Below are 25,915 nucleotides of genomic sequence, written 5' to 3'. Positions count from 1 at the left end.
TCGAGATATCTTTTTCGGCTACATAGGCCCGACTTGAACTTCCCGTAGGCAGTTGCAGCCGAGGCAAAGTGATTTCGAGCCTGTCGATATCTTGGCAACCCCAATCGCCGGATTTTACGCGTCGGATTTTTATTCAGGTCGGTCCCAAACGTATGACGCTCGAACCGCGCAAATTCATCAGTCTTGCTCTCAGCAGCCAGTTTGGCCGTCAGGCGCGTTTGGCGCTCGGGCTGGTTGTTCTTGCCGCGCCGCTGGCTGGCTGCGGAACCGGTGCGCTGTGGGACAAGTTCATGGCCAAGGACGAGACGTTCGTCGATGAACCGGCGGACAAGCTCTATAACGAAGGCCTGTACCTGCTGAACCAGAAGAACGACCGGAAGGCCGCGAACAAGAAGTTCGAGGAGGTCGATCGCCAGCATCCGTATTCCGACTGGGCGCGGAAATCGCTGCTGATGTCGGCCTATGCGTCTTATGAGAACGGCGAATACGACGAGTGCATCTCCTCCGCCAACCGCTACATCGCGCTGCATCCCGGCAGCCCGGATGCCGCTTATGCGCAATATCTGATCGCCGCATCCAATTTCGACCAGATTCCGGACGTGTCCCGTGACCAGGGGCGCACGGAAAAGGCGATTAACGCTCTGGAAGAGGTGACCCGGAAGTATCCGACCTCGGAATACGCCAGCACTGCTCGCAAAAAGATCGAAGCTGCGCGCGACCAGCTGGCCGGCAAGGAAATGAACGTCGGCCGCTATTATCTGGAGAAGAAAGACTACACCGCTGCGATTAACCGCTTCAAAGTGGTGGTGACGCAGTACCAGACCACGCGCCACGTCGAGGAAGCGCTCGCCCGCCTGACAGAGGCCTATATGGCGATCGGTATTGTCGGCGAGGCCCAGACGGCGGCTGCCATTCTTGGCCACAACTTTCCTGATAGCCGCTGGTACAAAGACGCCTACAATCTTGTAAAGTCCGGCGGAGTCGAGCCGACCGCGAACAAGGATTCCTGGATGACCCGGGCGTTCAAGAAGGTTGGCCTCGGTTAGCTTAATCAGGACTTACTTCGCATGCTGGCCCGCCTTTCGATCCGTGACATCGTCCTGATCGAGCGGCTCGATATCGATTTTCTCAAAGGACTTGCGGTTCTCACCGGCGAAACCGGTGCGGGCAAATCCATTCTTCTGGATGCCTTCGCGCTTGCGCTCGGTGGACGTGGCGATGCCAGTCTGGTCCGGCATGGGGCGGAGCAGGGCCAGGTGACGGCGGTCTTCGATGTGCCGAAGAAGCATCCCGCCAGTGCAATCCTCCGTGACAACGGGCTGGATGATTCCGGTGAAATGATCCTGCGCCGGGTGCAGCTCGCCGACGGCCGGACTCGTGCCTTCCTCAACGATCAGGCCATCAGCGTTCAGACATTGAAAGCTGTCGGCGCAACGCTGGTGGAAATTCACGGCCAGCATGACGAGCGCGCGCTGGTAGATACCGCGACGCACCGGCAATTGCTGGATGCATTTGCTTCGCTGGAAAAGGATGTGGCCGCCATTGAGGGCCTGTGGGAAGCGCGGCGTACGGCACGGGCCGCGCTCGATGAACATCGCGCAGGCATGGAGCGTGCGGCGCGCGAGGCGGATTACCTGCGGCACGCATCCGAAGAACTGACCAAGCTCAATCCGCAGGAAGGCGAGGAGACCGCACTCGCTGAGCGCCGCACCGTCATGATGCAGGGCGAGAAGATCGCGGAGGACCTGCGCGAGGCGCAGGCCGCGGTCGGCGGTCCTCAGTCGCCTGTGTCGTCGCTGGCAGCTGCGGTTCGGCGCCTGGAACGCCGCGCAGCAACAGCCCCCGCGTTGATCGAGCCTGCGGTCAAGGCCATGGACGTTGCCATCAACGCGCTGGAAGAGGCCGACCAGCATCTCAATGCGGCACTCGTTGCCGCGGATTTCGATCCTCTTGAGCTCGAGCGCATCGAAGAACGCCTGTTTGCGCTTCGCGGCGCCGCGCGAAAATATTCCACGCCCGTCGAAGGACTGGCTGCGCTCGCCAAGCGATACGCCTCTGATATTGCCCTGATCGATGCCGGTGCCGATCAGTTGAAAGCACTGGAAAAGTCCGTCGCGGCCGCAGACAAAGCCTATGACGCCACCGCCCAGAAGTTGTCGGCGGCGCGCAACAAGGCAGCCGACAAGCTCAACAAGGCTGTGAACGCTGAGTTGGCGCCGCTCAAGCTCGAGCGCGCGAAGTTTTCCACGCAGGTCGAAAGCGATCCCGCTTCGCCCGGGCCACAAGGGTTTGATCGCGTAGAGTTCTGGGTCCAGACCAATCCGGGCACCAAGCCCGGCCCGTTGATGAAGGTTGCCTCAGGCGGTGAATTGTCACGCTTCCTGCTGGCGCTGAAGGTCGTGCTGTCGGATCGGGGGTCCGCGCCGACGCTGGTATTCGACGAAATCGACACGGGTGTCGGTGGTGCAGTGGCGGACGCCATCGGCGCGCGCCTGGCGCGGCTGGCGGAAAAGGTGCAGGTCATGGCGGTAACGCATGCCCCGCAGGTGGCGGCGCGTGCGGACCAGCATCTGCTGATCTCGAAAGATGCGCTCGACAAGGGCAAGCGTGTGGCGACCCGGGTGGCGACACTTGCCAATGATCATCGTCGCGAGGAGATCGCGCGTATGCTCGCAGGCGCCGAGATCACTGCGGAAGCACGTGCCGCGGCGGAACGCCTGCTGCGTGCCGCGACGGCTTGAGAAACGATGGCAGCGAAACCGAAAAAAGCGCCTGTTGATGTTGAAAAGCTGACCAAGGCCCAGGCCAAGGTCGAGTTGATGCGTCTCGCGCTGGAAATCGAAGAGCACAACAACCGCTATTACCAGGACGACGCGCCGAAAATTTCGGATGCGGCTTACGATGCGTTGCGCCAGCGCAGCAATGCGGTCGAAGCTCGCTTCCCGGAGCTGGTCACCAAGGAATCGCCCTCGCAAAAGGTCGGCGCGGCGCCATCGGGGCGCTTCGCCAAGGTCCAGCATGCGATTCCGATGCTGTCGCTCGGCAACGCGTTCACCGATCAGGATGTGGTCGATTTCGTTGAACGCGTGCAGCGCTTCCTCAAGCTTGGCGCTGACGAAATCCCGACCATCGTGGCCGAGCCGAAGATCGATGGCCTGTCGCTGTCGCTTCGTTACGAGAATGGCGAACTGGTGCGCGGAGCGACGCGTGGTGACGGCACGACGGGCGAGGATGTGACCGCCAACGTGCGGACGTTGTCCGACATTCCGCACAAGCTGAAGGGCCGCAATGTGCCGGCGGTCTGCGAAGTGCGCGGCGAAGTCTATATGCTGAAGAGCGATTTCCTCGCGCTCAACAAGCGGCAGGCGGAGGCCGAGGACACGATATTTGCTAACCCACGCAATTCCGCTGCAGGATCGTTGCGCCAGAAAGATCCGTCCATCACCGCATCGCGGCCGCTGAAATTCTTCGCCTATGCCTGGGGCGAGATGAGCGCGATGCCGGCGCCGACTCAATTCGAGATGATCGAATGGATCGACAAGGCTGGTTTTGTGACCAATCCGCTGACCACGCGTTGCAAGAATGTGGAAGCGATCCTGAAATTCTATCGCGAGATCGAAACCAAGCGCGCCACGCTCGGCTACGACATTGACGGCGTGGTCTACAAGGTGGACCGGCTGGATTGGCAGCAGCGCCTCGGTTTCGTGTCGCGCAATCCGCGCTGGGCCATCGCGCACAAATTCGCCGCCGAGCAAGCAACCACGGTTCTGAACGACATTGAAATTCAGGTCGGCCGCACCGGCGCGTTGACACCGGTGGCAAAGCTCGCACCGGTCACGGTGGGTGGCGTCGTGGTGCAGAACGCGACGCTGCATAACGAAGATTACATCAAGGCCATCGGTAACGATGGCCAACCCATTCGTGACGGTGTCGATATCCGCATCGGCGACACCGTGGTCGTGCAGCGTGCGGGCGACGTGATCCCGCAGATTGTGAGCGTGGTTCTCGACAAGCGCCCCAGGAATGCGAAGCCCTATGAGTTTCCGCACAGGTGTCCCGCTTGCGGAAGCCATGCGGTGCGCGAGGCCGATCCCAAGACGGGCAGGGAAGATTCAGTTCGCCGTTGCACCAATACGCTGGCGTGTCCGGCACAGGCGAAAGAGCGCTTGAAGCATTTCGTTGCGCGCAACGCGTTCGATATCGACGGTCTTGGCGACAAGCAGATCGAGGAATTTTTCACCGATGGGCTGGTGATGTCCCCCGTCGATATCTTCACGCTGGAGAAGCGCGACGCGCGGGCGACCAAGAAGCTCGCCGACCGCGAAGGTTACGGCGCGACATCGGTGCGCAATCTGTTTGCAGCCATCGAGGCGCGCCGCAAGATCGCGCTTGCTCGCTTCATCTTTGCGCTCGGTATTCGCCATGTGGGCGAAGGCAATGCCAAGCTCCTGGCGCGGCATTATGGAGCGGTGGAGAACTTCCGCGCGGCGATGATCGCTGCGGGTGAGGGGCCTCTCGCGGAAGCCTATCTCGACTTGAACTCCATCGAGGGCATCGGGGCGGTGGTGGCGAATGCCATTGTCGAGTTTTTCGCCGAGCCGCACAGCGTCAAGGCGGTGGACGATCTTCTCGATGAAATCGAGGTACAGCCGGCGGAGAAAGCCAAAGCCGATTCGCCGATCGCCGGCAAAACGGTCGTGTTCACAGGTTCGCTGGAAAAATTCACCCGCGACGAGGCGAAGGCCACCGCCGAACGTCTCGGCGCCAAAGCCGCGGGCTCGGTCTCGAAAAAGACGGACTACGTCGTGGCCGGACCAGGTGCGGGCTCGAAGCTTGCCGAGGCCCAAAAGCTTGGCGTTCAGGTCTTGACCGAGGATGAGTGGCTCGCCCTCGTCAATGGCTTGTAGCCAGAGCACATTCGGTTCTGAAAACGCTTTGGCTACATGATCCCTGCTTCCTGCTCCTCCGCTCGGATCATTGTGTCGGTGCTCACGGCCCGACGATCCCGTGGCACGAGGAAAACGATTGCCGCGGCACAGGCTGCAGATAGGGCCAGCATTGCGATATTGAGTGGCAGCGGTGTCGTGAAGTTGCCGCCGAGATAGGCGCCCAGTTGCGAGCAGAGCGCTCCAAATCCCATTTGCAGGAATCCCATGGCTCCGGATGCCATTCCGGCAGCTTGCGGGCGGATGCTGATTGCCCCTGCTGATGCATTGGCCATTGCGAAGGCATTGCCGAACATCACGATCATATGCGTGCCGAACAGCCATGAGGGCACCTGGTTTATCCCGGTCGTCCCCCAAATGACGTTGAGTACAGAACCGGCAATCTGCAGCACCAGACCGATCCAGATCATGCGGTCGAGGCCGTAACGGGGCGACAGCCGCACCGAAAACAAATTCCCCATCATGTAAGCGAAACCGGCGGTGGCGAACCACAGGCCGTACTCAGTGCCCGAGCGCGCCATCTGATTGATAACGATGTAAGGCCCGCCGCCTGCGAAGGTGAAAATGATGGCGGAAGCGAGCATCTGGCACAGCACGTAGCCGATGAAGGCGCGGCTTGATGCCAGCGCGCGAATGTCTTTGGCGAAACCGCTGTCATCGGTCGATACATTTCGGCGTCGCGTTTCCGGCAGGGCCAGCATGATCGCGACTACGGTGACGGTCGTGACGACTGCAAGCACATAAAAGATCGAGCGCCAGCCGAACCAGTCATTCAGCACGCCCCCGGCCAGCGGACTGAGCATTTGCGCGATCATCATCACCGCGATCACGAGACTGATCATGCCGCCGACGCGATTGCGCTCATAAACGTCGCGGACAATGGCGCGACTGATGACCATGCCCGCTGCGCCGCCTACGGCCTGGACAAAGCGTCCGGCAATCAGTTGCGGCAGGGTCTCGGCAAAAATGCAGCCGATATTGGCGATGACGACGAGGCCGAAGCAGCAAATGAGAACCGGACGCCGCCCGAAACGATCAGACAGCGGCCCCATCACCAATTGGGACAGTGCCATACCGACCATGTAGAGCGACACGGTCATCTGCGCGACCGAGATGTCCTGTGCGAAGATTGTCGCCAGCAGCGGCAACATCGGCACCAGCATGTAGAGCGAGATCGGCGCGATGCCGTTCATCGCGACCAGCAGCGGAAGAACTTTCCAGGGTTGAATAGCCGAGGCTGCGGTCGTCTTGTTGTTTTTGTCGGTCACGTTGTCCGGACTTTTTTTATTGTTATGTCCTTGAGTTCGGTTCAATGACTCATAGGCTCCGTGGCGGCATCGAGCCACGCTCTGGTTTCGTCATCCAGCAGCGGGCCAATCTCTTCGCGGACGCGGGCGTGATAGGTGTTGAGCCAATCCAGTTCGCGTTTGCTGATGCGATGTGCGTTGATCAGCCGCCGGTCGATGGGCGCGAGCGTCAGAGTCTCGAAGCCGTTCATCGGCTTTTCTGCGCCGTCGATTGTGGCTTCGGTCACCAACTCCAGGTTCTCGATGCGAATGCCGAATGCATCCGTCTTGTAATAGCCGGGCTCGTTGGAAAGGATCATGCCGCGCTTCAGCGGGGTCGTTCCGAGCTTGGAGATGCGCGCCGGGCCTTCATGGACGGAAAGATAGCTTCCGACACCGTGCCCGGTGCCGTGGTCGAAATCGATCCCCGCATGCCAGAGAAACTGCCGCGCGAATGCGTCGATCTGCGCGCCGGTGACGCCATCCGGAAATACGGCCCGGGCGATAGCGATGTGTCCGCGCAAGACGCGGGTGAAGCGATCGCGCATTTCATCTGTGGGGTCACCGATTGCGATCGTCCGCGTGACGTCCGTGGTCCCGTCTTCGTACTGCGCGCCGGAATCGATCAGCAGCAGATCGCCGGGCGAAATGCGGCGGTTGGATTTGCGCGTCACACGATAATGGACGATGGCGCCGTTCGGGCCGGTCCCCGCGATCGTCGGAAACGACACGTCCTTGAGAACACCGGTCTCGCGGCGGAACGTCTCAAGTGCTTCGACGGCGTCGATCTCGGTCAGCGTGCCTTTGGGAGCTTCGCGATCGATCCAGGCGAGAAAGCGCACCAACGCCGCACCGTCACGCTGGTGTGCGACACGGGTGCCGGCAATCTCGGCTGTATTCTTCACCGCCTTCAGCATGGCGACCGGATCGGTGCCGCGCATCGGTTTGCCGCCCTCCGCCGAAATCATGCGGCTCAGCGCATCGGCGGCGGTGGCTGCATCAAGGCCGATCATTGCGCCTGTTCGTGCAAGCCCCGCGAGGCGCAGCATCACGGCATCGGGTTCTTCGACGTTGGCGTTTTTTTCCAGATGATCGCGGGTGCTGTTCGACAGCTTGCGGCTGTCGATGAAGATCGTTGCGCGGCCGTCTTTCGGGATCAGGGCGTAGGACAACGGCAGCGGCGTATGGGCGACATCGGCACCGCGGATATTGAAGGTCCACGCAACCGCATGGGAGTCCGACAGGACCAGCGCCTCGACACCAAGTTTGGTCATTTCGGCGCGGATACGCGCGAGCTTGTCGCTCTCGCTTTCTCCCGCGAATTGCAAGCCGTGGACCTTCACCGGTCCGAGGGGCGGAGCGGGTCGTTCGCTCCAGACCGCGTCGACTGGGTTACTGTCGACAGGCACGAGTTCGGCGCCGGCCTTCTTGCAGGCCTTGGCCAGTCGTTCGGCTGCCGCAGAAGTGTGCAGCCAGGGATCAAATCCGAGGCGGTCACCGGCTGTCAGATGGGTGGACAACCAATTTTCCGGCGGTGGGTCAGCCAGCGGCTGGATCGTCCAGGCGGTGGTATCGACCTGCTTTGCCGCCTGTAGCGTGTACCGGCCGTCCACAAACACTGCCGCTTCAGTGTTGAGAACGATGGCCAATCCAGCGGAGCCGGTAAAACCCGAAATCCACGCCAGTCGCTCTTCAGACGGCGGAACGTATTCATTTTGCTGGCTATCTGAGCGCGGAATCACAAATCCGGTCAGCTGCCGCCGCAGCAGTTCCTCACGAAACGCCGACAGCCGCGCGGTTAGCGCCACGCCGCCTTCGGGATCTTCAAACGTCTGAAATTGAGCCTCGAACATTACTCAACCTTAGGAGGGCAGCGGGCTCGGAGCAATTGAGCGTTCCGCACACCCGGTATGGCACGGCTTATGCTTGATTATTTCACAAGGAGGCGGCAGGAAACACATGGCGTCAAGAAGTCTTCAAAGAGCAAGCCGTGGAAACGCTGAGGGTATGCTTTTTCAACTCAACGCAGAGGTGACAGGGCATGCCGGCATTTATGTTTGAGAAGATTTCATCGGCACCACGTAAGGTCCAGGCGCCCGTGACCACGGAGCCGCGCGGTATCATCAAGCAGATGATGGGCCGCTTGGCCAAGCGCCGTTTGGAGCGCGACGCCGGTGCGTCCCGTCAGGTGCAGCTGAACACTGGATATACCGAAGCAGATGGAACGCCTCGGCGCACGCGAGGCGAATAACATCGATCTTAAGACCGTTAGCGCCGCTGCATCAGCAGGCTGCTCCACCCGTCGATCTGAAGCCGTCGGATCAGCTTTAGCCCATTGTCGCGATAGGTGGCGACAACACTGCTGGCCTGATGCGGCAGCAATCCGGACAGAATGACGAAACCGTTCGGCGCAAGATGCCTCGCCAGGGATGGGGCGAGCTTGCGCAAGGGATTGGCGAGAATGTTCGCCAGCACCAGCCCGAACGGACCATTGGCGGCGAACTGTGGTGAGTGAAATCCCGTCGCTTCGATGGCTTCCACCAGATTGCCCACACCATTCAGCCTGGCGTTGTCGCGCGCCACAAGCACCGAGCGCGGATCGATGTCGCTCGCCAGGATGCGCCGCTTTAATGAGCGCGCGGCGGCAATGGCAAGCACACCCGTGCCGGATCCGAGATCGAGCACGCGCCCGGGTGTGCGTTGATTGAGCACCTGATTGAGCAGGATGAGGCAGCCCCGTGTCGTCCCGTGGTGGCCGGTGCCGAATGCCAGTGCCGCCTCGATCTCGATTCCGATCTTGTTGGCTGGCACGCGGTCGCGATCATGGCTGCCGTGAACGATGTAACGCCCCGCATGCACCGGCACGAGATCGGCAAGGCTCGCTTTTACCCAGTCCTTGGCCTCCACCGTTCCGAAGACGATGGTTTTCGCTGCGGCCTCCCCGGCGGCCTGGGTCACCAGGGCGCGGATCATCTCTTCGTCCGGCGGCTCCGCGAAATGCATGGTGATGTCCCAGCGCCCGCCCGGCGCCTCGAAGGCGGCGATAGCGAGATCGGGATCCGGATAGATCTCGGTGATCGTATCCACAATGCGGCTGGCAGTGTGTTCGTCACCAATTTCGAAGGTAGCCTGTGTTACGGGAGAGGGGGCTGCTGACGTCACGGAGCGGTCCAAATGCCTGAAATGACTGACTGCATCGCCTATTTTCCCCCAATGTGTCCACACCCTTATGCAAGGGTTCGTGGATATTTTTCCCGGACTTTTGCACAGCTCTCGCGAGCTTCTAGCGGCAAGTTTTCAACTGTATTTCCACAGAATATCCACAGGCTTATCCACCGATATCCGCACTCCCACACGGGTGGGTTAGGCAAACAACCCACGATGATCCTTCAGGATCACTTGTGCGGCGTTGTGGCCCGGCGCGCCGGTGACGCCGCCACCCGGATGGGCTCCGGAACCACAGTGATAGAGGCCCTTCAGAGGCCCGCGGTAGCCGGCGTGTCCCAGCATCGGGCGCGCCGAGAACAACTGGTTGAGCGAGAGCGCGCCGTGAAAGATGTCGCCGCCGAGCAGCCCGAACTCGCGTTCGAGGTCGAGGGGCGACAGGATCTGCCGGCCGATCACGTCGGCGGCGAAGCCTGGCGCATAGCGGTCGACGGTCGCGATCATCAGATCCGCGACCTCCTCACGATGATCATCCCACGATTTGCCTTCAGGCAGTTGTGGTGCGACGTGCTGGCAGAACAGGCTGGCGACATGCAGGCCTTGCGGTGCCAGTGAGCCATCCAGCGTGGACGGGATCAGCATTTCCACCACCGGCTCGCGGCTCCAGCCGTGCTGGCGTGCGTCGAGCCATGCGCGGTCCATGTACTCCAGGCTCGGCGCAAGAATAATGCCCGAGGTGAGGTGATCGCCGGTGCCGGGAAGAGCCTTGAAAGACGGCAACGCCGACAGCGCGACATTCATCCGGAACGTTCCAGACCCGTTGCGCCAGTTGGTGATCCGATCGAGGAAAGGCTTCGGCAGAGCATCCGCTGCGATCAGGCGCGTGTAGAGCAGCTTCGGATTGACGCTGGAGATCACATACCGCGCACGCATGGTCTCGCCATTGTCGAGGACTGCTCCCACTGCGCGCTCGCCTTCGACGATCACCTCGCGCACCCCCGCGCCCGTTTCAATCTCGGCGCCGGCCGCGCGCGCGGCGGCGGCCATGGCTTGTGTGATCGCCCCCATGCCGCCGATCGCGTGTCCCCACAGGCCTTTCCTGCCGTTCACTTCGCCGAACGCGTGATGCAGCATGACGTAGGCGGAGCCCGCGGCGTAAGGACTGGCGTAATTGCCGACGATGGCATCGAAGCCGTACAGCGCTTTGACCAGATCGGTTTCGAACCGGTCATCCAGCATGTCGCCGGCGGACCGCGTAAACAGATCGAGCAGCACGCGCTGATTTTCCAGTGACAGGTCGCGCAGGATGTTGGCCGTGCCCAACGCATTGAAGGCTTCGCGCATCGCGCGCACGCTAAAGCCTTCGACAATGTCAGGCGGGGCGCGCAAAACGAATGCCCGTAGGACATCGGCAATCGTTTCCAGCTCGCGATTGAAGTCATCGATTTGCAGGGCGTCACGCTCGCTGAGCTTGGCGACAGATTGATGCGTGCGTCCCTCGCCGGTGAGCAGATAACGCCCGTCCGGTGCGGGCAGGAAATTCTGGGCGCGCCGCTCGACGATCTTCAAGCCGTGCCGATGCAGCTGCAGATCCGCGATGACTTTCGGATTGAGCAGGCTGACCGTGTAGGCCGCCACGGAGTTGCGGAATCCCGGATGGAATTCTTCCGTGACGGCCGCGCCGCCGACCACCTTGCGTCGCTCGACCACCTTGACCCGCAAGCCGGCCATGGCGAGGTAAGCCGCGCAGGTCAGGCCATTGTGGCCCGCACCAATGATCAGTGCGTCGAAATTCTGCATGGGACGGAGAGGTCTTTCTGTGTCGAACGCTTGGTGGACGATTCATGACCAAGGCTGGCTGCGAGCACAAGTCCGCGCATGACAAATTTGTCATTGGGAGTTGCATTTTATTGCAAGTTGAGACGCCCTATGGTCCGTTTTGTTACCCGGCAATGTGCCGGATTATTGCCGGAGTTTCCATGACGTCGATTTCGTCCTCTGCGAGCCGGTCTTTTGGCGCGAGACATACGCTTGTTTTGGTGATTTACACCGCTGCTATTTTTACCAGCGCACTGCTTCTGTTTTCGGTGCAACCTCTCTTCACAAAAATGGTCCTGCCGCGGCTTGGCGGTTCGCCCGCCGTGTGGTCGGTTGCGATGGTGTTTTTCCAGTCGTTGCTGCTCGGCGGCTACGCCTACGCCCATTACTTGATGACGATCAAGAACCGGATCGTTCCGGTGGTGATTCATCTTGTGTTGCTCGTGGTCGCAATGCTGACCCTTCCCCTGTCGATCGCGAGCGGGTGGGGGGAGCCGCCTGCGAGCGGCTACGCATTCTGGCTGCTGGGATTATTCGCGGTATCAATCGGTTTGCCGTTCTTTGCGCTGGCGGCAAACAACCCGATGCTGCAGGCGTGGTTTGTCCGAACCGGACATCCGGATGGTCCGGATCCCTATTTTCTTTATGCGTCCTCGAATATCGGCAGCTTCCTTGCACTGTTGTCCTACCCCGTGTTGCTGGAGCCGATGTTCACGCTGCACACGCAGAACCTGATCTGGACGTGTGGCTATGGCTTGCTGATCGTGTTGATCGCGGCATGCGGTTTTCTGTTGGTGCGGTCGCCGGACATGAAGATGGACGCCGCTGGCACAGCTGATAACGACGCACCCGCGCCATCCTGGGCCATTCGCTTGCGCTGGATATTCCTCGCAGCCGTGCCATCCGGACTGCTGATCGCGGTCACGGCGCATATTTCGACCGACGTTGCAGCAGCGCCGCTGCTCTGGGTGCTTCCGTTGTCGCTTTATCTTCTGACATGGGTGCTGGTATTCCAGTCGCGTCCGCTGTTGCCGCACAAGTGGATGTTGATGTTGCAGCCGGTGGCCATTGCCGGCGTGATGGTACTGCTGGCGGTCGGTGGCGAGCAGAATTTGTTGCTGACCCTCGGCGGTCATCAATTGTGTTTCTTCATCATCGCGATGGCCTGTCATGGTGAACTCGCCCGCACACGTCCCGCTGCGCGGTATCTCACTGGGTTTTATGTCGCTCTGTCATTCGGCGGGATGCTCGGTGGTTTGTTCGCGGGCCTGATCGCGCCGTATACGTTCTCTTGGATCGCGGAGTATCCGATCCTGTTGGCGCTCGCGGCGCTGTGCCGTCCTCCAGAGGCGTCGAGCCTGCGAGGCAGCTCCATCCTTTGGCTTGTCGCGATTGCGGCCGCGCTGATTCTTATCTGGTTCGCTTATCAGCAAGGCACAACCACGGAATATCTGGAAACCAACAGAGTCTGGGTTGTTGCTGCCGTTGCTGTCATGGCCGTGCTCCTTGCATGGCCTATGAAGGTCGATCGTTGGAAGCTGGCTGCGCTTGTTGCGCTCGGATTGATCCTGATCCGTGTCTATCCGGCTGATGAGGGGCGCGTCGAAACAGTGCGCAGCTTTTTCGGCGTCCACAAGATCGTGGTGACACCGCACGGTCAGTATCACGTGTTGATGCACGGGACGACGATTCACGGCGCGGAGAAATTCCAGGAGGATGATGGCACGCCCGTCAAGGGAAGGCCGGAGCCGATCAGCTATTACCACAAGGATGGCGGTATCGGCCGGGCGATCGATGCGATCCGGGAGCGCAAGGGCGGCCCGATCCGTGTTGCCGTGATCGGGCTTGGTGCCGGCACACTGGCCTGTCAATCGGCGCCGGGCGAGCAATGGACGTTCTTCGAGATCGACCAGACCATGGTCGATACCGCGAAGAATCCGAAATATTTCACCTACATCAACTCATGCGAGCCGGATATGAAGCCGGTGATCGGAGATGCGCGGCTGACTTTCGCCAAGGAGAAAGATGGCACCTACGACCTGATCATTGTCGACGCATATTCCTCGGACGCAATCCCGATTCATCTCGCGACCGAAGAGGCGATGGCCATCTACAAGTCGAAGCTTGCGCCGCATGGTGCAGTGCTCATGCATGTGTCGAACCGGCATCTTGAACTGGCAAGCGTGGTGGTCGGCATCGCCGAAGAGAACGATCTGAAGAGCTGGGTCTACAACGAGGATTCCGGGCGCGACAGCGAGTACATCTTCACAACCGAGGTCGTCGTTTCCGCGCGTGATGAAGCCGATGTCGGCAAGCTCGCATCCGACGATAAGTGGGCACTGACGGAAGCCACGGAAGGTCAGCGGGTCTGGACCGACGACTACTCCAATGTACTCGGTGCGGTCTGGCGTCGCTTGAAGAATGGCGACGAATAGAAGCTCGCTGTAAGCGCCAACGGGGCGAAGATAGATTTGCAGCTGTGCAAAGAAAATGGCCGGGAGATCCGGCCATTTTTCGCATCTGGAGTTGTGACTGTGGGCTTCAGTCGAGGAAGCCGAACAATCCGCCTCGTGGCGCGTATTGATATTGCGGACGCTGATAGCGCGCATCCTGCTCGTAATAGCCGCCTTGGTAACCGCGTTGCTGCTGCTGGGCCGGCCAGCGGGGATCGCTGTTGCCGTAATAGTAAGCCCGATCCCGCGGGGTTAACTGACGTGGATCCCCATTGTAGTAACCACCCGAAGCGACTTGTCGATCCTGCGGCGCGATCTGCATCGGCTGGCCGTTTGTGTCATAGCCGGCATCGCCATTGGTGGTCGCAACGTTCGTCCGGCCCCGTCCGAGTCTTGCGAGAGCGACCTGAGATGATCCGGTCAACGTCACAGTTGTGCTGAGCAAGCCTTCGGTTTTCACGAGATCCCAGAGCTTGAGTGCGTTAGCACGCGACAGGCGCACACAGCCGTGCGACACCGGTGTGCCGAGCCGGCTGACAGCGTCGGTGCCGTGAATGGCATGACCCTGCTTCGTAAAGAAGATCGAGTTCGGCATCGGAGCGTCGTCGAACTCCTTCGAGTAGTGATCCGCCTCCATCCGGAATGTCCGGAAGGTCCCATTCGGTGTTTCGTGCGAGGGATTTCCGCTCGATACCGGCCAGGTATAACGCGGCTGGCCGTCGACGGAGACCGTCATCTGCTGAGCGCTTTTATCGACAACGATGGAGACAGCCGCTTGCGCCGCGCTGCCCATCAGCAGCATCAGGCCGGTAAGTGGAATGAGAAGGGTACGCATACCTTATACCTCGTCATCGGCCCCCCGATTTAATGGCATCAAAGCACGGAAGATGGCGTTTTAACATCTCCTTTCGCGTTCAGATTGATGTTCGGCCGGTAGCAACTGCGTGACCGTCATTGTTGTGAGGCGTTTTTATCAAACTTGACGCAACCTTCGTGTCATCGAAACGTTAAGCTCACGGCTGGAGTTCGGCCATTCAGGAGATGTCCCACGATGAAGGCTGAAGCGTTATTCATGATCACCCCGACATATCGACGTTTTGCGTTCGCTGCCGCGGCGCTGGCGTTGCTCGCGATTCCGGGCGTCGGCCACGCACAGGGCGTGATCAGAGGTGCCGAGGGCGGAGCGCGCCAAGGGACCTATGAGGGTCGTCGCGCGGCAGGGCCGGTCGGAGGTGTCGTCGGTGGCGCCCTGGGCGCCGGTGTCGGCGGCGTGGTCGGAGGTGTTAATGGCGTGCTCGGTATCCCTGAGGGACGGCGTCATCGACACTACCGCCATCGCCATTATCGGCACCGTCATTACTGACCGGCAATTTGCGGCGCGATGAGCGCGCTGAGTTGCTGTCGTCCGTAAAACTAAACGGCGCGCTTTGGCAGCGCGCCGTTTTTTATGTTTGTGGTTTTGACTACGATTAACTGCGTGCGCTTGCCAGCGGACGCGGCGACACGGCCGACAGGATCGCGGTTGCGATCACTGCGACAAAGACGTTCAGGATGACCGCGCTGAGACCCACGTAGAATGTGTAGGTCGTGTCACCGAAGGTAAGCGTCGCCAGCGGCTTCAGCCCATTGCTCCATGCCGTCCATGATCCCCAGATCATGCCAGCCGCCCAGCCGAGCAGCAGTCCACCCGCCCTGAACCAGCGGGTGAACAGGCCGAACACCAGTGACGGGAAGGTCTGGAGAATCCACAAGCCGCCGAGCAACTGGAGGTCGAGCGCATATTGCGTCGGCAGGAAGAGGATGAAAGCCAGCGCACCGACCTTCACCACCAGCGAGGTGATCTTGGCGACACTGGCTTCACCGGCGTGATCGATCGTCGGGTTGACGTAAGCCTTCCAGACATTGCGCGTGAAGAGGTTTGCGGCACCGATGCTCATGACCGCTGCCGGCACAAGCGCACCGATGGCAATTGCCGAGAAGGCAAAGCCCGCGAACCATGACGGAAATAGCGCCTTAAACAGCTCCGGCACGACATCGTTCGGTGTGGCGACCTTGATGTGAGCGGCGTGGGCCATGTAGCCGAGCAGGGCGATGAGACCAAGTAGCAGTGTATAGGCCGGCAATAGGACCGCATTCTTGCGGATGGTGTTGGCGGACTTCGACGCGAAGATGCCGGTCAGCGTGTGCGGATACATTAACGCCGCGAGGGCCGAGCCGAGTGCCAGCGTTGCGTAGGGCAGCATCTGCGCGGGCTTGAGGATCAGTCCGGTCGCCCCGCCCTTTGCGGCGAAGGCGTCGCCTGCCGCAGCGAACACCGCGGCGTAGCCGCCGAGCTTGGCGGGGACGATCACAACCGCCACCAGCACCACGATATAGATCATGATGTCCTTGACGAAGGCGATCAGCGCCGGCGCGCGCAGGCCCGAGCTGTAGGTATACAGCGCCAGCACGATGAAGGCGGCGACGATCGGCAGCTCGCCGGTCAGGCCCATGGCCTTGATCACGGCGCCCATGCCGATCAGCTGCAAGGCGATATAGGGCATCGTCGCGACAATGCCTGTCAGCGCGACCGCGAGTTCAAGGCCGCGCGAGCTGAAGTTGCCCTTGACGACGTCGGCCGCGGTGACGTGTCCGTTGGCATGAGCGGTCTTCCACAGCAGTGGCATGATGGCGAACACGATCGGATAGACAATGATCGTATAAGGCAACGCGAAGAAGCCATATGCACCGACCGCGTAGACCAGTGCCGGGACGGCGATCACCGTATAGGCGGTGTAGAAATCGCCACCGACGAGAAACCACGTGATCCAGGTGCCGAATTGGCGTCCGCCCAAACCCCATTCGTCGAGATGAGCAGGGGCATCGGCGCGTTTCCAGCGCGAGGCCATGAAGCCCATGACGGTGACGAGAAGAAAAAAGCCGATGAAGACACTGGCGGCTGTCCAGTCGATCTGATCGCTCATGGCGAACCTTCCGAAAATTCAGGTGGGATTAGTTGTGTTCGTCGCGTGCGACCCGGCGATAGACCAGCCAAATCAACAGGGATGTGATCGGCACCCATGCGAGCTGGTACCAGTAGAAGAAGGGGAATCCGAACAGTGAGGGCTCCATGAAATTGTAGAACGGAACCCAGAGCAGGCCGATAAACGGCACCAGGAGAAGCAGCCACATGGCGAAGCTCCGATGTGATTGAAGTTGAGTTTTGAAAAAGCCAGCGTCATCGAGACGCCAAAATCTTTGGGCGGAGCACTAAAAGCTGAGGCTGGCTGCGTCCATGAGAATTACATCAGGGCAGGCATTCCGATGCCGCCTGTTCAACTTAAGACGAATGACAGTGATTGCGATCACACTCAGGTGATCGCATTACGATATTTTTGTTGATCAGCGCTTAAGTCGATAGCCGGTCCGGAAAATCCACCACACGGTCACCATGCAGACCGCAAGGAATCCGAGTGTCATGCCGAGACTCAACCCGACGCTGACGTCCGCGATCTCGAAGAAGCTCCAGCGGAAGCCGCTGACGAGATAGACGACCGGATTGAACAGTGTGATCTTCTGCCAGAGCGGCGGCAGCATGTGGATCGAGTAGAAGCTGCCACCGAGAAACGTGAGCGGTGTGATCACAAGCAGCGGGATGACTTGCAACTGTTCGAAGCCGTCGGCCCAGATGCCGATAATGAAGCCGAACAGGCTGAAGGTGACCGCGGTGAGGACGAGGAACAGCATCATCATGCCCGGATGCGCGATCCTCAGCGGGACGAACAAGCCCGCTGTGGCGAGGATGATGAGACCGAGAATGATGGATTTGGTTGCCGCGGCGCCAACGTAACCAACGACGGCCTCGAACGATGACACCGGCGCCGACAGCAGTTCGTAGATCGTGCCGGTGAATTTCGGGAAATAGATCCCGAATGACGCGTTGGCGATGCTCTGGGTCAGCAACGACAGCATGATGAGGCCCGGGACGATGAAGGTGCCGTAGCCGACGCCGTCGATCTCGGTGATACGTGAGCCGATCGCTGCGCCGAACACCACGAAATAGAGCGACGTGGAAATGACCGGCGAAACGACACTCTGCAGCAGCGTGCGGAAAGTGCGCGCCATTTCGAATTTGTAGATGGCAGCGATGGCATAGAGATTCATGAAAACGTTCTCATTGGTTGAGCATGATCTGGCCGGAAAAGCGGTTGCTACTTGTCCGGATCATGCTCGATGCACCAGGCTGACGAAGATTTCTTCCAGTGAACTTTGCGTCGTGTTCAGATCGTTGAACGAGATGCCCGCTTCACGAAGGTCGTTCAGCAACGTGGTAATACCCGTGCGATCGCCCTTGGTGTCGTAGGTATAAATCAGCTCGTCTTTCTTCTCTGAAAGCTCAAGGTGATATTGGTCAAGCGAGGCCGGCACGGTGTCCAGTTTCTGCGACAGGTGCAGCTTGAGCTGTTTCTTGCCGAGCTTCTGCATCAACTGGGTCTTTTCTTCGATCAGGACGATCTCACCCTTGTTGATGACGCCGATGCGGTCGGCCATCTCTTCCGCTTCCTCGATGTAGTGCGTGGTCAGAATGATGGTCACACCGGAATTGCGCAGTTCGCGCACCACTTCCCACATCGCCTTGCGCAATTCGACGTCAACGCCCGCAGTCGGCTCATCGAGGAACAGAATTTGCGGTTCGTGGGCCAACGCTTTGGCGATCATCACACGGCGCTTCATGCCGCCCGAAAGCGTGATGATCGGACTATCTTTCTTGTCCCACAGCGAGAGGTCTCGGAGCACTTTCTCGATATGCTTGGGATTCCGTGGCTTGCCGAACAGTCCCCGGCTGAAGGCTGCTGTATTCTTCACTTTCTCGAAGGCGTCGGTATGCAGCTCCTGCGGCACGAGGCCGATCATCGAGCGCGCGGCGCGATAGTCCTTCGCGATGTCATGGCCACCGACCGTCACCGTGCCTTCGGTCTGCACGGCGAGGCCGCAGATGACGCTGATCAGCGTCGTCTTGCCGGCGCCATTCGGGCCCAGCAGGGCGAAGATTTCGCCGCGCTTGATATCAAGGTTGATGTTCTTCAGCGCTGTGAAGCCGGATGGATAGGTCTTCGACAGATTGGAAACGGAGATGATGGACATGCGGGGGCAATCGGATGCAAGGGCGGGTTGCACACATAACGGCGGGAAGGTGCTGTTACAAGGGCGCAACGCGATTGCGGGGCGCCTATGCTCTCGTCACAAAACTGTCGACGACCTTCTTCTCACCGGCTTTTTCGAACGCGATGGTGAGTTTGTTGCCATCGATCCGGGCGACATGGCCGTAACCGAACTTTTGATGGAAGACGCGGTCGCCCAAGGAGAATTCCGACTCGGTGCCGGTCGACTTGGCGATCAATTCGCCTTCGATCGTCATCGGCTTGCGGCTGAATCCGCCGCGCTGGCTTGAGCCATAGCGCGCGCCGGTCTCGTCAAAGCCGCCACCCCCACTGCGTGAGCGATTGGCCTGCGCGCGCTGCCAGCCCGGGGTCGAATAGGTCGAACCGAACGACTCGATGTTGTCGAAGCGCGATGCCCCGTAGCCGCCGCTGCCGCCCCATCCGGAGCCGCCTTTGGACTCGGTGATCTCGACATTGTCCGCAGGCAGTTCATCGAGGAAGCGTGACGGAATGGTCGTCGACCATGAGCCGTGGATGCGCCGATTGGTGGCGAAATAGAGTTTCGCGCGACGACGTGCGCGGGTGATGCCGACGTGGGCGAGACGGCGTTCTTCCTCAAGTCCCGCACGGCCTTGTTCGTCCAGCGCACGCTGATGCGGAAACAGGCCTTCCTCCCAGCCGGGCAGAAAGACGTTGTCGAACTCGAGGCCTTTCGCCGAGTGCAGCGTCATCAGGGACACTGCATCCTCGTCCGCGCCGCCTTCGCGGTCCATGACGAGAGCAATGTGCTCGAGAAAGCCCTGCAGGTTTTCGAACTCTTCCATCGAACGGACAAGTTCTTTCAGGTTCTCGAGGCGGCCCGCGGCGTCGGCTGAACGGTCCTTCTGCCACATTTCAGTATACCCGGACTCGTCCAGCACGATCTCGGCCAGTTGGGTATGCGAGACGATATCGCGCTGTACGCGCCATCGGTCGAAATTGGTGATCACATCCCGCAGGCTGCCGCGTGCCTTTGGCTTCAATTCGTCGGTCTCGATGACCATGCGTGCCGCTTCGGTCAACGGAACGCGGCGCTTGCGTCCGATGTCGTGCAGCAATTGCACGGTGGCATCGCCAAGCCCGCGCTTCGGAACGTTGACGATGCGCTCGAAGGCGAGATCGTCGGCCGGTGAGTTGATGACGCGCAGATAGGCGAGGGCGTCGCGGATTTCGGCGCGTTCATAGAATCGCGGGCCGCCGATCACGCGATAGGAAAGGCCGAGCGTCACGAAACGATCTTCGAACTCGCGCATCTGGAATGAGGCGCGCACAAGGATGGCGATCTCGTTGAGCTTTTGTCCGCTGCGCTGAAGCTGTTCGATCTCCTCGCCAATGGCGCGCGCTTCCTCCTCGGAATCCCATGCGCCGGTGACGGTGACCTTCTCACCGTCCACGTCTTCAGTGTGCAATGTCTTGCCGAGGCGGCTTTCATTGTGCGCGATCAGATGGGAGGCCGCCGCAAGGATATGGCCCGTCGAGCGATAGTTGCGCTCCAGACGAATGACCTTCGCGCCGGGGAAATCATGCTCGAAGCGCAGGATGTTGTCGACCTCCGCGCCACGCCAGCCGTAGATCGACTGGTCGTCGTCACCCACGCAACAAATGTTTTTGGGCGCCGCGAGAGGGGCGGGGATGCTGCGGACGTTCTCCGTCTCAGCGGGGAGTGACGCGGTGTCGTCCGGCTGATCGGCAAGCTGTTCGTCGTCCGGTGCGGGTTGAACGCCAATCATTCCGCGGGCACGGGGCGCGGCGGGTGACGGCGCCTGCGCCAACAACCTCAGCCAGAGATATTGCGCGACGTTGGTGTCCTGATACTCGTCCACCAGAATGTATCTGAAGCGGTGCTGATACTGGCGCAGCACGTCCGGGTGCTCGCGGAATAGCCGGATGTTCTCCAGCAGCAGGTCGCCGAAGTCGGCCGCGTTCAAAATCTTCAGCCGTTCCTGATAGGCGGTGTAGAGCTTGCCGCCTTTGCCGTTGCCGAACACAGCAGCTTCGCCCGAAGGCACTTGTGACGGCGACAATCCACGGTTTTTCCAACCGTCGATCAGCCCGGCAAGCATGCGCGCCGGCCATCGCTTGTCGTCGATGCCTTCGGCCTGCAGCAATTGCTTGAGCAGGCGGATCTGATCGTCGACGTCGAGAACGGTGAAGTTGGATTTCAACTGCACCAGTTCGGCGTGGTAGCGCAAAATGCGTCCGCCGATGGAGTGGAAGGTGCCGAGCCAGGGCATGCCTTCCACGGCCTGGCCAAGCATCTGACCGAGGCGGTGCTTCATTTCCCGCGCCGCCTTGTTGGTGAAGGTGACGGAGAGGATATCGCCCGGCCGTGCCCGGCCCGTCGACAGGATGTGGGCAATGCGCGACGTCAGCACGCGAGTCTTGCCCGTTCCTGCCCCGGCGAGCACCAGAACTGGCCCCTCGAGCGTTTCCACGGCCTCGCGCTGCTCGGGATTGAGCGCCGTCAGATATTGCGGAGCGGCTGCCGCACGCGCACGGGCGGCGATGCCGCCAGGGGCAGGCTGGTGGCTCGGCAGATCATAAGGCGGCAGTTTGTTTGGCTCGGTCATGCGATTCGTTTCATGCCCACGATGGCACCCTAGTGTGGCGTCTCGCAATTGCCGATAGCTCTTGCGGCTCGTCTCGTATCGGCAATTGCGAGACAAAGCCACACTAGCGTTTTGATTTTACTAGTGTCCTTCGTCTCCGAATAACCGTGCGAGCGCGCGGCAACTGTTCCGGTTATTCGGAGACGGGACACTAGGCGCATCGGCAAAAATGGAAACCGGTTTGCGGTCAATTGCGCTCTAAGTCACTGATTAGACGCATGATCTCGGTTGAGCCACTCACCTTGACGGACCACGCACTGATCGGAAAGAGGCTCTCTCAGAAGATCGCAGGGAATATAGGCATGATCAGGCCGTTCCGACAGACTTGGTGGCCTTAGGCTGGATCGGCCCTCCGGCACGGCCACAACGGCGGGTTTGTTCCCCCTCACGACGGATTTTCTCGCCGGCTGGAGGGCCGTCGACGGTGGAACTTTCGTTCCGACCGCGGATTGGTTTTGCATGCGGAGCGCGTGATCGCGCTCTCAGATATCAGGCGAAACGCAGGAGCGTGTCATGTTAAGTTGGGTCGTCACATTCTTGGTCATCGCGCTGATCGCGGGCCTTCTGGGCTTCGGCGGCATCGCGGGTGCATCCATCGAAATCGCCAAGATCGTGTTCTTCGTCGCGATCGTCCTGTTCCTGATCTCCGCGGTCGTGGGACTGTCACGCCGGAAGGGCGGAGTCTGACGTTCGTTCGCGCTACTTTTTGGCCGGCATGGTGATGCGGCGGCCAATGCCTTCGGGACGAGGAACGGCGCCGTGAGCCTGCTGAACTGCGCGGATGCGCGCGGCAATGTCAGGCGGAAACGGCGCCGTTTTTCGTATGTTCATGTCCACATGAAGGGTGATGTTTTCCGACGTGGCGGAGATCCAGCCATCGGTCGCATGGCGTAATTCTTCAAACGTGTGGATACGCTTCTCGTCGGCTTCGAGAATGTAAACCGCGACTAGAACGGGATCGCCCAGGTGGATTTCGCGCAAATACCGCACGTGGGCTTCGGCGGTGAATGTCGAGGCATTGCGCTCCTTCATGTAGTCGGGGCCGATGCCGAGCTCGAGCCACATCTGGTCGATGCCACGATCGAACAGCACATTGTAGTACGCCATGTTGAGATGGCCGTTGTAGTCGATCCATTGCGGCTCGACCTGCATCACCGTGGTCAGGAACGGTGCCGGCAGGTGCTCCGGCGCATTCTTGGTAGGAAGCGTGGTCGTCATCCCAATTCCCGGTTCGTGTCGCGTCTCTCTTGACCCGCTGTACATCCTTTGCCACGGTTCGCGCCACATCGGCATTTCCGAATAAAGCGAGCAACTTGTGGCCTTTTCCAACACAGCCCTGACACGTCCGGCACCTTCTGCAGTTTCAAGCGCGATTGAGGCGCTGGCTGCGCGGTTCGGCAACAATTTGATCACGTCGCAAGCTGTTCGCGACCAGCACGCTCACACCACGACCTGGCTGCCGCCACAGCCACCGGATGCGGTGGTGATGGCCCGTAGTACCGCGGACATTCAGGACGTGGTGCGGATCTGTGCCGAGCGGCGCGTGCCAGTGATTCCTTTCGGCACGGGGACGTCGCTGGAAGGGCAGGTCAATGCGCCGGCCGGGGGCGTCTGCATCGATCTGCGGGAGATGAACCGCATTCTCGAAGTGCATCCGGACGATCTCGACTGCGTCATTGAGCCGGGCGTGACCCGCAAGGCACTCAATGAACATCTGCGCGACCAGGGTCTCTTCTTCCCGATCGACCCCGGTGCGGATGCATCGCTCGGCGGCATGGCGTCGACCCGGGCGTCGGGCACCAACGCGGTGCGTTACGGCACCATGCGTGACAATGTGCTGGCGTTGAAGGTGGTGCGCGCCGACGGTGAAGTCATCACGACCGGCACGCGTGCCAAGAAGTCCTCGGCCGGCTACGATCTCACGCATCTGTTCGTCGGTGCGGAAGGCACGCTCGGCATCATTTCCGAGCTGACCATGCGGCTGCGCGGCATTCCGCAATCGATCGCGGCCGGCTCTTGTTCGTTTACGACGGTACAAGGTGCCTGCAATGCCACCATCCTCGCGATCCAGACCGGCATTCCTCTGGCGCGGATCGAGTTGCTGAACGCGGCTCAGGTGAAAGCCTGCAACGCCTATTCGAAGCTGTCACTGCCGGAGACGCCGCTGCTCCTCCTCGAATTCCACGGCACTGAGGCCGACGTCGCCGAGCAGTCACAGATGTTCGGCGAGATCGCCCGGGAATGCGGCGGTGGTGCATTCGAATGGACCACCCGGCAGGAAGATCGCAACCGGCTCTGGCAGGCGCGGCACGATGCCTATTGGGCTGTGCGGGGATTGCGGCCCGGCGCACAGGCGGTGGCAACCGATGTTTGTGTGCCGATTTCCCGCCTCGCTGAATGCGTCGTCGAAACGGAAAAGGATCTGGAGACCGTGGGGCTGCTGTCCCCGATCGTCGGTCACGTCGGCGACGGTAATTTCCATTGCTCGATGCTGTGTGACGTCAACGATCCCGATGAAGTCCGGCGTGCCGATGAATTCTTGCATCGCCTGGTGGAGCGCGCGCAAGCCATGGGCGGCACCTGCACCGGCGAGCACGGCATCGGGCAGGGCAAGCAGAAATATCTGGAATCGGAGCTCGGACCGGAAGCCGTCGCAGCCATGCGCGCGCTAAAGGCGGCGTTCGATCCGAACAACATTCTCAATCCGGGCAAGATCCTGCCATGACAACGCGTGTGGATTCCGTGATCGATGTACGGAATGTTGCCGCCGAAGCGTTGTCCGCGTTGGATCAAGGGCGGTTGATCGCGCCGTTCTCGTCGCGTCATGCGACGTTCGGTCTCGATGATGCATATCGCGTGACGCCCCTTGTCCGGCAGATGCGTGAGGCCCGCGGCGAGACAGCGTTGGGGCGCAAAATCGGCTTCACCAACCGCAAGATTTGGCCGCAATACAACGTCTATGCCCCGATCTGGGGCTACGTCTACGATCGCACGGTCCACGATCTGAGTGATGTGTCCGGCAATTTCTCGCTTGCCGATCTTGCACAGCCGCGTATCGAGCCGGAAATCGTGTTCGGGATGTCGGCTACGCCGGATGCGCGAATGGATGAGCGCGAACTCCTTTCCTGTATCGGCTGGGTCGCTAGCGGCTACGAGATTGTGCAGTCGATCTTTCCTGATTGGAAGTTTGCACCGCCTGACACCGTCGCGGCGTTCGGACTACACGGTGCACTGCTCATCGGTGAGCGGCACGCGATCTCCGGCGAAGCCGACCGGTGGCAACCGTTATTGACGAATTTCGACGCCACACTCACTTGCGGGGATGTCGTCGAGCGTGGTCATGCGCGCGATGTGTTGGACGGGCCGCTGTCCGCACTGCGGCATCTCGTTAAGCTGCTGGCCGATGATGAGATCAATCCGCAGCTTGCAGCCGGAGAAATCGTCACCACAGGAACCCTGACCAGCGCCATGCCGGTCGAGGCGGGTGAGGTTTGGACCACGGCGCTATCGGGCATCCCGCTGGAAGGGATCAGCATTCGCTTCGGTTGAGATCGGCGGATTCTTCGTCAACGCCTAGTATTTTTTCACGAAGCTGATCCGAAGCAGGCTCGCCATCCCGATCCTGAAACCTGCAGCCGACAGCTGCAGGTAGCGGCGGAATTCATCGGTGGCGGACTGGCCGACAAGGGCGACAGCCTTGTCATAGTTCTTCAAGAGGTTTTGTTCCCAGAACTGCAACGTCCGGTAATAGTGATCGCCGTCGTTGCGCATGGCCATGAGCTGGAAACGGCCCTCGGCCGCGGCGATCGGTTCCCACACCAACGGCAGGTCACTCTCGGGAAAGGTCTTCTCCAGCAGAGGGTGAACTTTGTGGTGCTCGGAATAGGCGATGGTTTGGAGCGACAGCTTTCCTCCCGTCGCCAGGATGCGATCGCAATAGGCGAAAAATCCTCGGTAGGCGTCGAGCTTTCGCGCCGGATCGAGACCCTTCTGTACGAAGTGCTCGAACGCGCCGATCGAAATAATGGCGTCGTATCGTTTCTCCGGCCGATGATCGCGCCAGTCCTGTTCAAGGACGGTAATTTTCGGATCGCCGGCTTGCCGAATCCATCGCGCCTGCGATGGACTGAGCGTCAGCCCGACCGCCTGTTCCACGCGCGCGTGATGAACCAGTCGCCGAAGCATGGCGCCCCACCCGCACCCGATGTCCAGCACACGGGCGGTCCCGGCGGCGCCGGCCGCGCCGATATGATGGTCGAGTTTCCGGGTTTGTGCGGTCGCGAGGTCTTCATCAGCCTCGAACATCGCGCAGGAATAGCTTAAATCGGCGTCGAGAACGAGCCGAAAGAATTCCTCCCCCATGTCATAATGGGAAATAATCGCATCGGGCGATGCACCCGTTCTCTCAAGTGATCGCGAGTCTTGCGCCGACATGACGCCTCTCCTTCGAGGGGTGTA

At 60.4% G+C, this 25,915-nt stretch carries 21 protein-coding genes; 9 read left to right on the top strand and 12 right to left on the bottom strand.

The features are described from left to right. Positions 1 to 152 precede the first annotated feature (152 nt). Genes ACP0KA_RS04425 through ligA form a run of 3 tightly spaced genes read left to right on the top strand, consistent with a single transcriptional unit; the run spans position 153 to position 4,907 of the window. Positions 153 to 1,046 carry an outer membrane protein assembly factor BamD gene (locus tag ACP0KA_RS04425; RefSeq protein WP_424627627.1) on the top strand — a complete coding sequence of 298 codons (894 nt, stop codon included), beginning with the start codon at positions 153 to 155 and terminating at the stop codon, positions 1,044 to 1,046. Between the two features lie 21 nt (positions 1,047 to 1,067). Next, positions 1,068 to 2,741 carry a DNA repair protein RecN gene (recN, locus tag ACP0KA_RS04420; RefSeq protein ID WP_424627626.1) on the top strand — a complete coding sequence of 558 codons (1,674 nt, stop codon included), beginning with the start codon at positions 1,068 to 1,070 and terminating at the stop codon, positions 2,739 to 2,741. A 6-nt stretch (positions 2,742 to 2,747) separates the two neighbouring features. Next, the gene (ligA, locus tag ACP0KA_RS04415; RefSeq protein WP_424627625.1) at positions 2,748 to 4,907 is read left to right on the top strand and encodes an NAD-dependent DNA ligase LigA; all 2,160 of its coding nucleotides are present in this window, start codon (positions 2,748 to 2,750) and stop codon (positions 4,905 to 4,907) included. Between the two features lie 32 nt (positions 4,908 to 4,939). Here ligA and ACP0KA_RS04410 read toward each other — a convergent pair whose 3' ends face one another. Then, on the bottom strand, positions 4,940 to 6,214 hold the full coding sequence (locus tag ACP0KA_RS04410) for a multidrug effflux MFS transporter (RefSeq protein ID WP_424627624.1): 1,275 nt from the start codon (positions 6,212 to 6,214) through the stop codon (positions 4,940 to 4,942). Between the two features lie 41 nt (positions 6,215 to 6,255). After that, positions 6,256 to 8,085, bottom strand: a complete 1,830-nt coding sequence (locus ACP0KA_RS04405; RefSeq protein WP_424627623.1) for an aminopeptidase P family protein — start codon at positions 8,083 to 8,085, stop codon at positions 6,256 to 6,258. Between the two features lie 188 nt (positions 8,086 to 8,273). Between ACP0KA_RS04405 and ACP0KA_RS04400 the strand changes: the two genes are divergently transcribed. Continuing rightward, complete coding sequence (locus ACP0KA_RS04400; RefSeq protein ID WP_424627622.1) at positions 8,274 to 8,483, top strand: hypothetical protein; 210 nt, start codon at positions 8,274 to 8,276, stop codon at positions 8,481 to 8,483. A 17-nt stretch (positions 8,484 to 8,500) separates the two neighbouring features. Here the strand turns inward: ACP0KA_RS04400 and ACP0KA_RS04395 are convergent, their stop codons facing one another. Together ACP0KA_RS04395 and ACP0KA_RS04390 are read right to left on the bottom strand one after the other, a co-directional pair. Continuing rightward, the gene (locus ACP0KA_RS04395) at positions 8,501 to 9,394 is read right to left on the bottom strand and encodes a 50S ribosomal protein L11 methyltransferase (RefSeq protein ID WP_424627621.1); all 894 of its coding nucleotides are present in this window, start codon (positions 9,392 to 9,394) and stop codon (positions 8,501 to 8,503) included. A 201-nt stretch (positions 9,395 to 9,595) separates the two neighbouring features. Next, positions 9,596 to 11,197: a phytoene desaturase family protein gene (locus ACP0KA_RS04390; protein ID WP_424627620.1), complete on the bottom strand. Its 1,602-nt coding sequence runs from the start codon at positions 11,195 to 11,197 to the stop codon at positions 9,596 to 9,598. A gap of 179 nt (positions 11,198 to 11,376) precedes the next feature. Between ACP0KA_RS04390 and ACP0KA_RS04385 the strand changes: the two genes are divergently transcribed. Next, the gene (locus tag ACP0KA_RS04385; protein ID WP_424627619.1) at positions 11,377 to 13,650 is read left to right on the top strand and encodes a spermidine synthase; all 2,274 of its coding nucleotides are present in this window, start codon (positions 11,377 to 11,379) and stop codon (positions 13,648 to 13,650) included. 106 nt (positions 13,651 to 13,756) lie between these two features. On the opposite strand, the gene ACP0KA_RS04380 is transcribed toward ACP0KA_RS04385, so the two are convergent. Beyond that, complete coding sequence (locus ACP0KA_RS04380; RefSeq protein WP_424627618.1) at positions 13,757 to 14,503, bottom strand: L,D-transpeptidase; 747 nt, start codon at positions 14,501 to 14,503, stop codon at positions 13,757 to 13,759. Positions 14,504 to 14,719: 216 nt separating this feature from the next. Here ACP0KA_RS04380 and ACP0KA_RS04375 point away from each other — a divergent pair, with 216 nt between their 5' ends. Beyond that, complete coding sequence (locus ACP0KA_RS04375) at positions 14,720 to 15,031, top strand: hypothetical protein (protein WP_424627617.1); 312 nt, start codon at positions 14,720 to 14,722, stop codon at positions 15,029 to 15,031. A gap of 106 nt (positions 15,032 to 15,137) precedes the next feature. On the opposite strand, the gene mctP is transcribed toward ACP0KA_RS04375, so the two are convergent. The 5 genes from mctP to ACP0KA_RS04350 form a co-directional block, all read right to left on the bottom strand. Then, positions 15,138 to 16,631, bottom strand: coding sequence for a monocarboxylate uptake permease MctP (mctP, locus tag ACP0KA_RS04370; protein ID WP_424627616.1), 1,494 nt, complete (start codon positions 16,629 to 16,631; stop codon positions 15,138 to 15,140). Positions 16,632 to 16,659: 28 nt separating this feature from the next. Then, entirely contained in the window at positions 16,660 to 16,839 is a 180-nt protein-coding gene (locus ACP0KA_RS04365; RefSeq protein ID WP_424627615.1) for a DUF3311 domain-containing protein, read from the bottom strand. A 210-nt stretch (positions 16,840 to 17,049) separates the two neighbouring features. Further along, positions 17,050 to 17,811 (bottom strand): ABC transporter permease, encoded by a 762-nt coding sequence (locus ACP0KA_RS04360; RefSeq protein WP_424627614.1) that lies wholly within the window; start codon positions 17,809 to 17,811, stop codon positions 17,050 to 17,052. Positions 17,812 to 17,871: 60 nt separating this feature from the next. Continuing rightward, positions 17,872 to 18,792, bottom strand: coding sequence for an ATP-binding cassette domain-containing protein (locus ACP0KA_RS04355; RefSeq protein ID WP_424627613.1), 921 nt, complete (start codon positions 18,790 to 18,792; stop codon positions 17,872 to 17,874). Between the two features lie 85 nt (positions 18,793 to 18,877). Beyond that, complete coding sequence (locus ACP0KA_RS04350) at positions 18,878 to 21,418, bottom strand: ATP-dependent helicase (protein WP_424627612.1); 2,541 nt, start codon at positions 21,416 to 21,418, stop codon at positions 18,878 to 18,880. A gap of 552 nt (positions 21,419 to 21,970) precedes the next feature. Here ACP0KA_RS04350 and ACP0KA_RS04345 point away from each other — a divergent pair. Further along, on the top strand, positions 21,971 to 22,144 hold the full coding sequence (locus ACP0KA_RS04345; RefSeq protein ID WP_424627611.1) for a DUF1328 domain-containing protein: 174 nt from the start codon (positions 21,971 to 21,973) through the stop codon (positions 22,142 to 22,144). A 12-nt stretch (positions 22,145 to 22,156) separates the two neighbouring features. On the opposite strand, the gene ACP0KA_RS04340 is transcribed toward ACP0KA_RS04345, so the two are convergent. After that, positions 22,157 to 22,675 carry a thioesterase family protein gene (locus tag ACP0KA_RS04340; protein ID WP_424627610.1) on the bottom strand — a complete coding sequence of 173 codons (519 nt, stop codon included), beginning with the start codon at positions 22,673 to 22,675 and terminating at the stop codon, positions 22,157 to 22,159. Between the two features lie 97 nt (positions 22,676 to 22,772). Here ACP0KA_RS04340 and ACP0KA_RS04335 point away from each other — a divergent pair, with 97 nt between their 5' ends. Both ACP0KA_RS04335 and ACP0KA_RS04330 read left to right on the top strand, forming a co-directional pair. Further along, positions 22,773 to 24,182, top strand: coding sequence for an FAD-binding oxidoreductase (locus ACP0KA_RS04335; protein ID WP_424627609.1), 1,410 nt, complete (start codon positions 22,773 to 22,775; stop codon positions 24,180 to 24,182). After that, positions 24,179 to 25,006: a 2-keto-4-pentenoate hydratase gene (locus tag ACP0KA_RS04330; RefSeq protein ID WP_424627608.1), complete on the top strand. Its 828-nt coding sequence runs from the start codon at positions 24,179 to 24,181 to the stop codon at positions 25,004 to 25,006. Before ACP0KA_RS04335 ends, ACP0KA_RS04330 begins: the two co-directional genes overlap by 4 nt. 24 nt (positions 25,007 to 25,030) lie before the next feature. On the opposite strand, the gene ACP0KA_RS04325 is transcribed toward ACP0KA_RS04330, so the two are convergent. Further along, the gene (locus ACP0KA_RS04325) at positions 25,031 to 25,891 is read right to left on the bottom strand and encodes a class I SAM-dependent methyltransferase (protein WP_424627607.1); all 861 of its coding nucleotides are present in this window, start codon (positions 25,889 to 25,891) and stop codon (positions 25,031 to 25,033) included. Positions 25,892 to 25,915: the final 24 nt, after the last annotated feature.

It is taken from the genome of Bradyrhizobium sp. SYSU BS000235 (genome assembly GCF_049747295.1).
Lineage (GTDB): Bacteria > Pseudomonadota > Alphaproteobacteria > Rhizobiales > Xanthobacteraceae > Afipia.
Note: the sequence above shows the minus strand (reverse complement) of the source record. Positions and strands in the feature narration are given on the sequence as shown.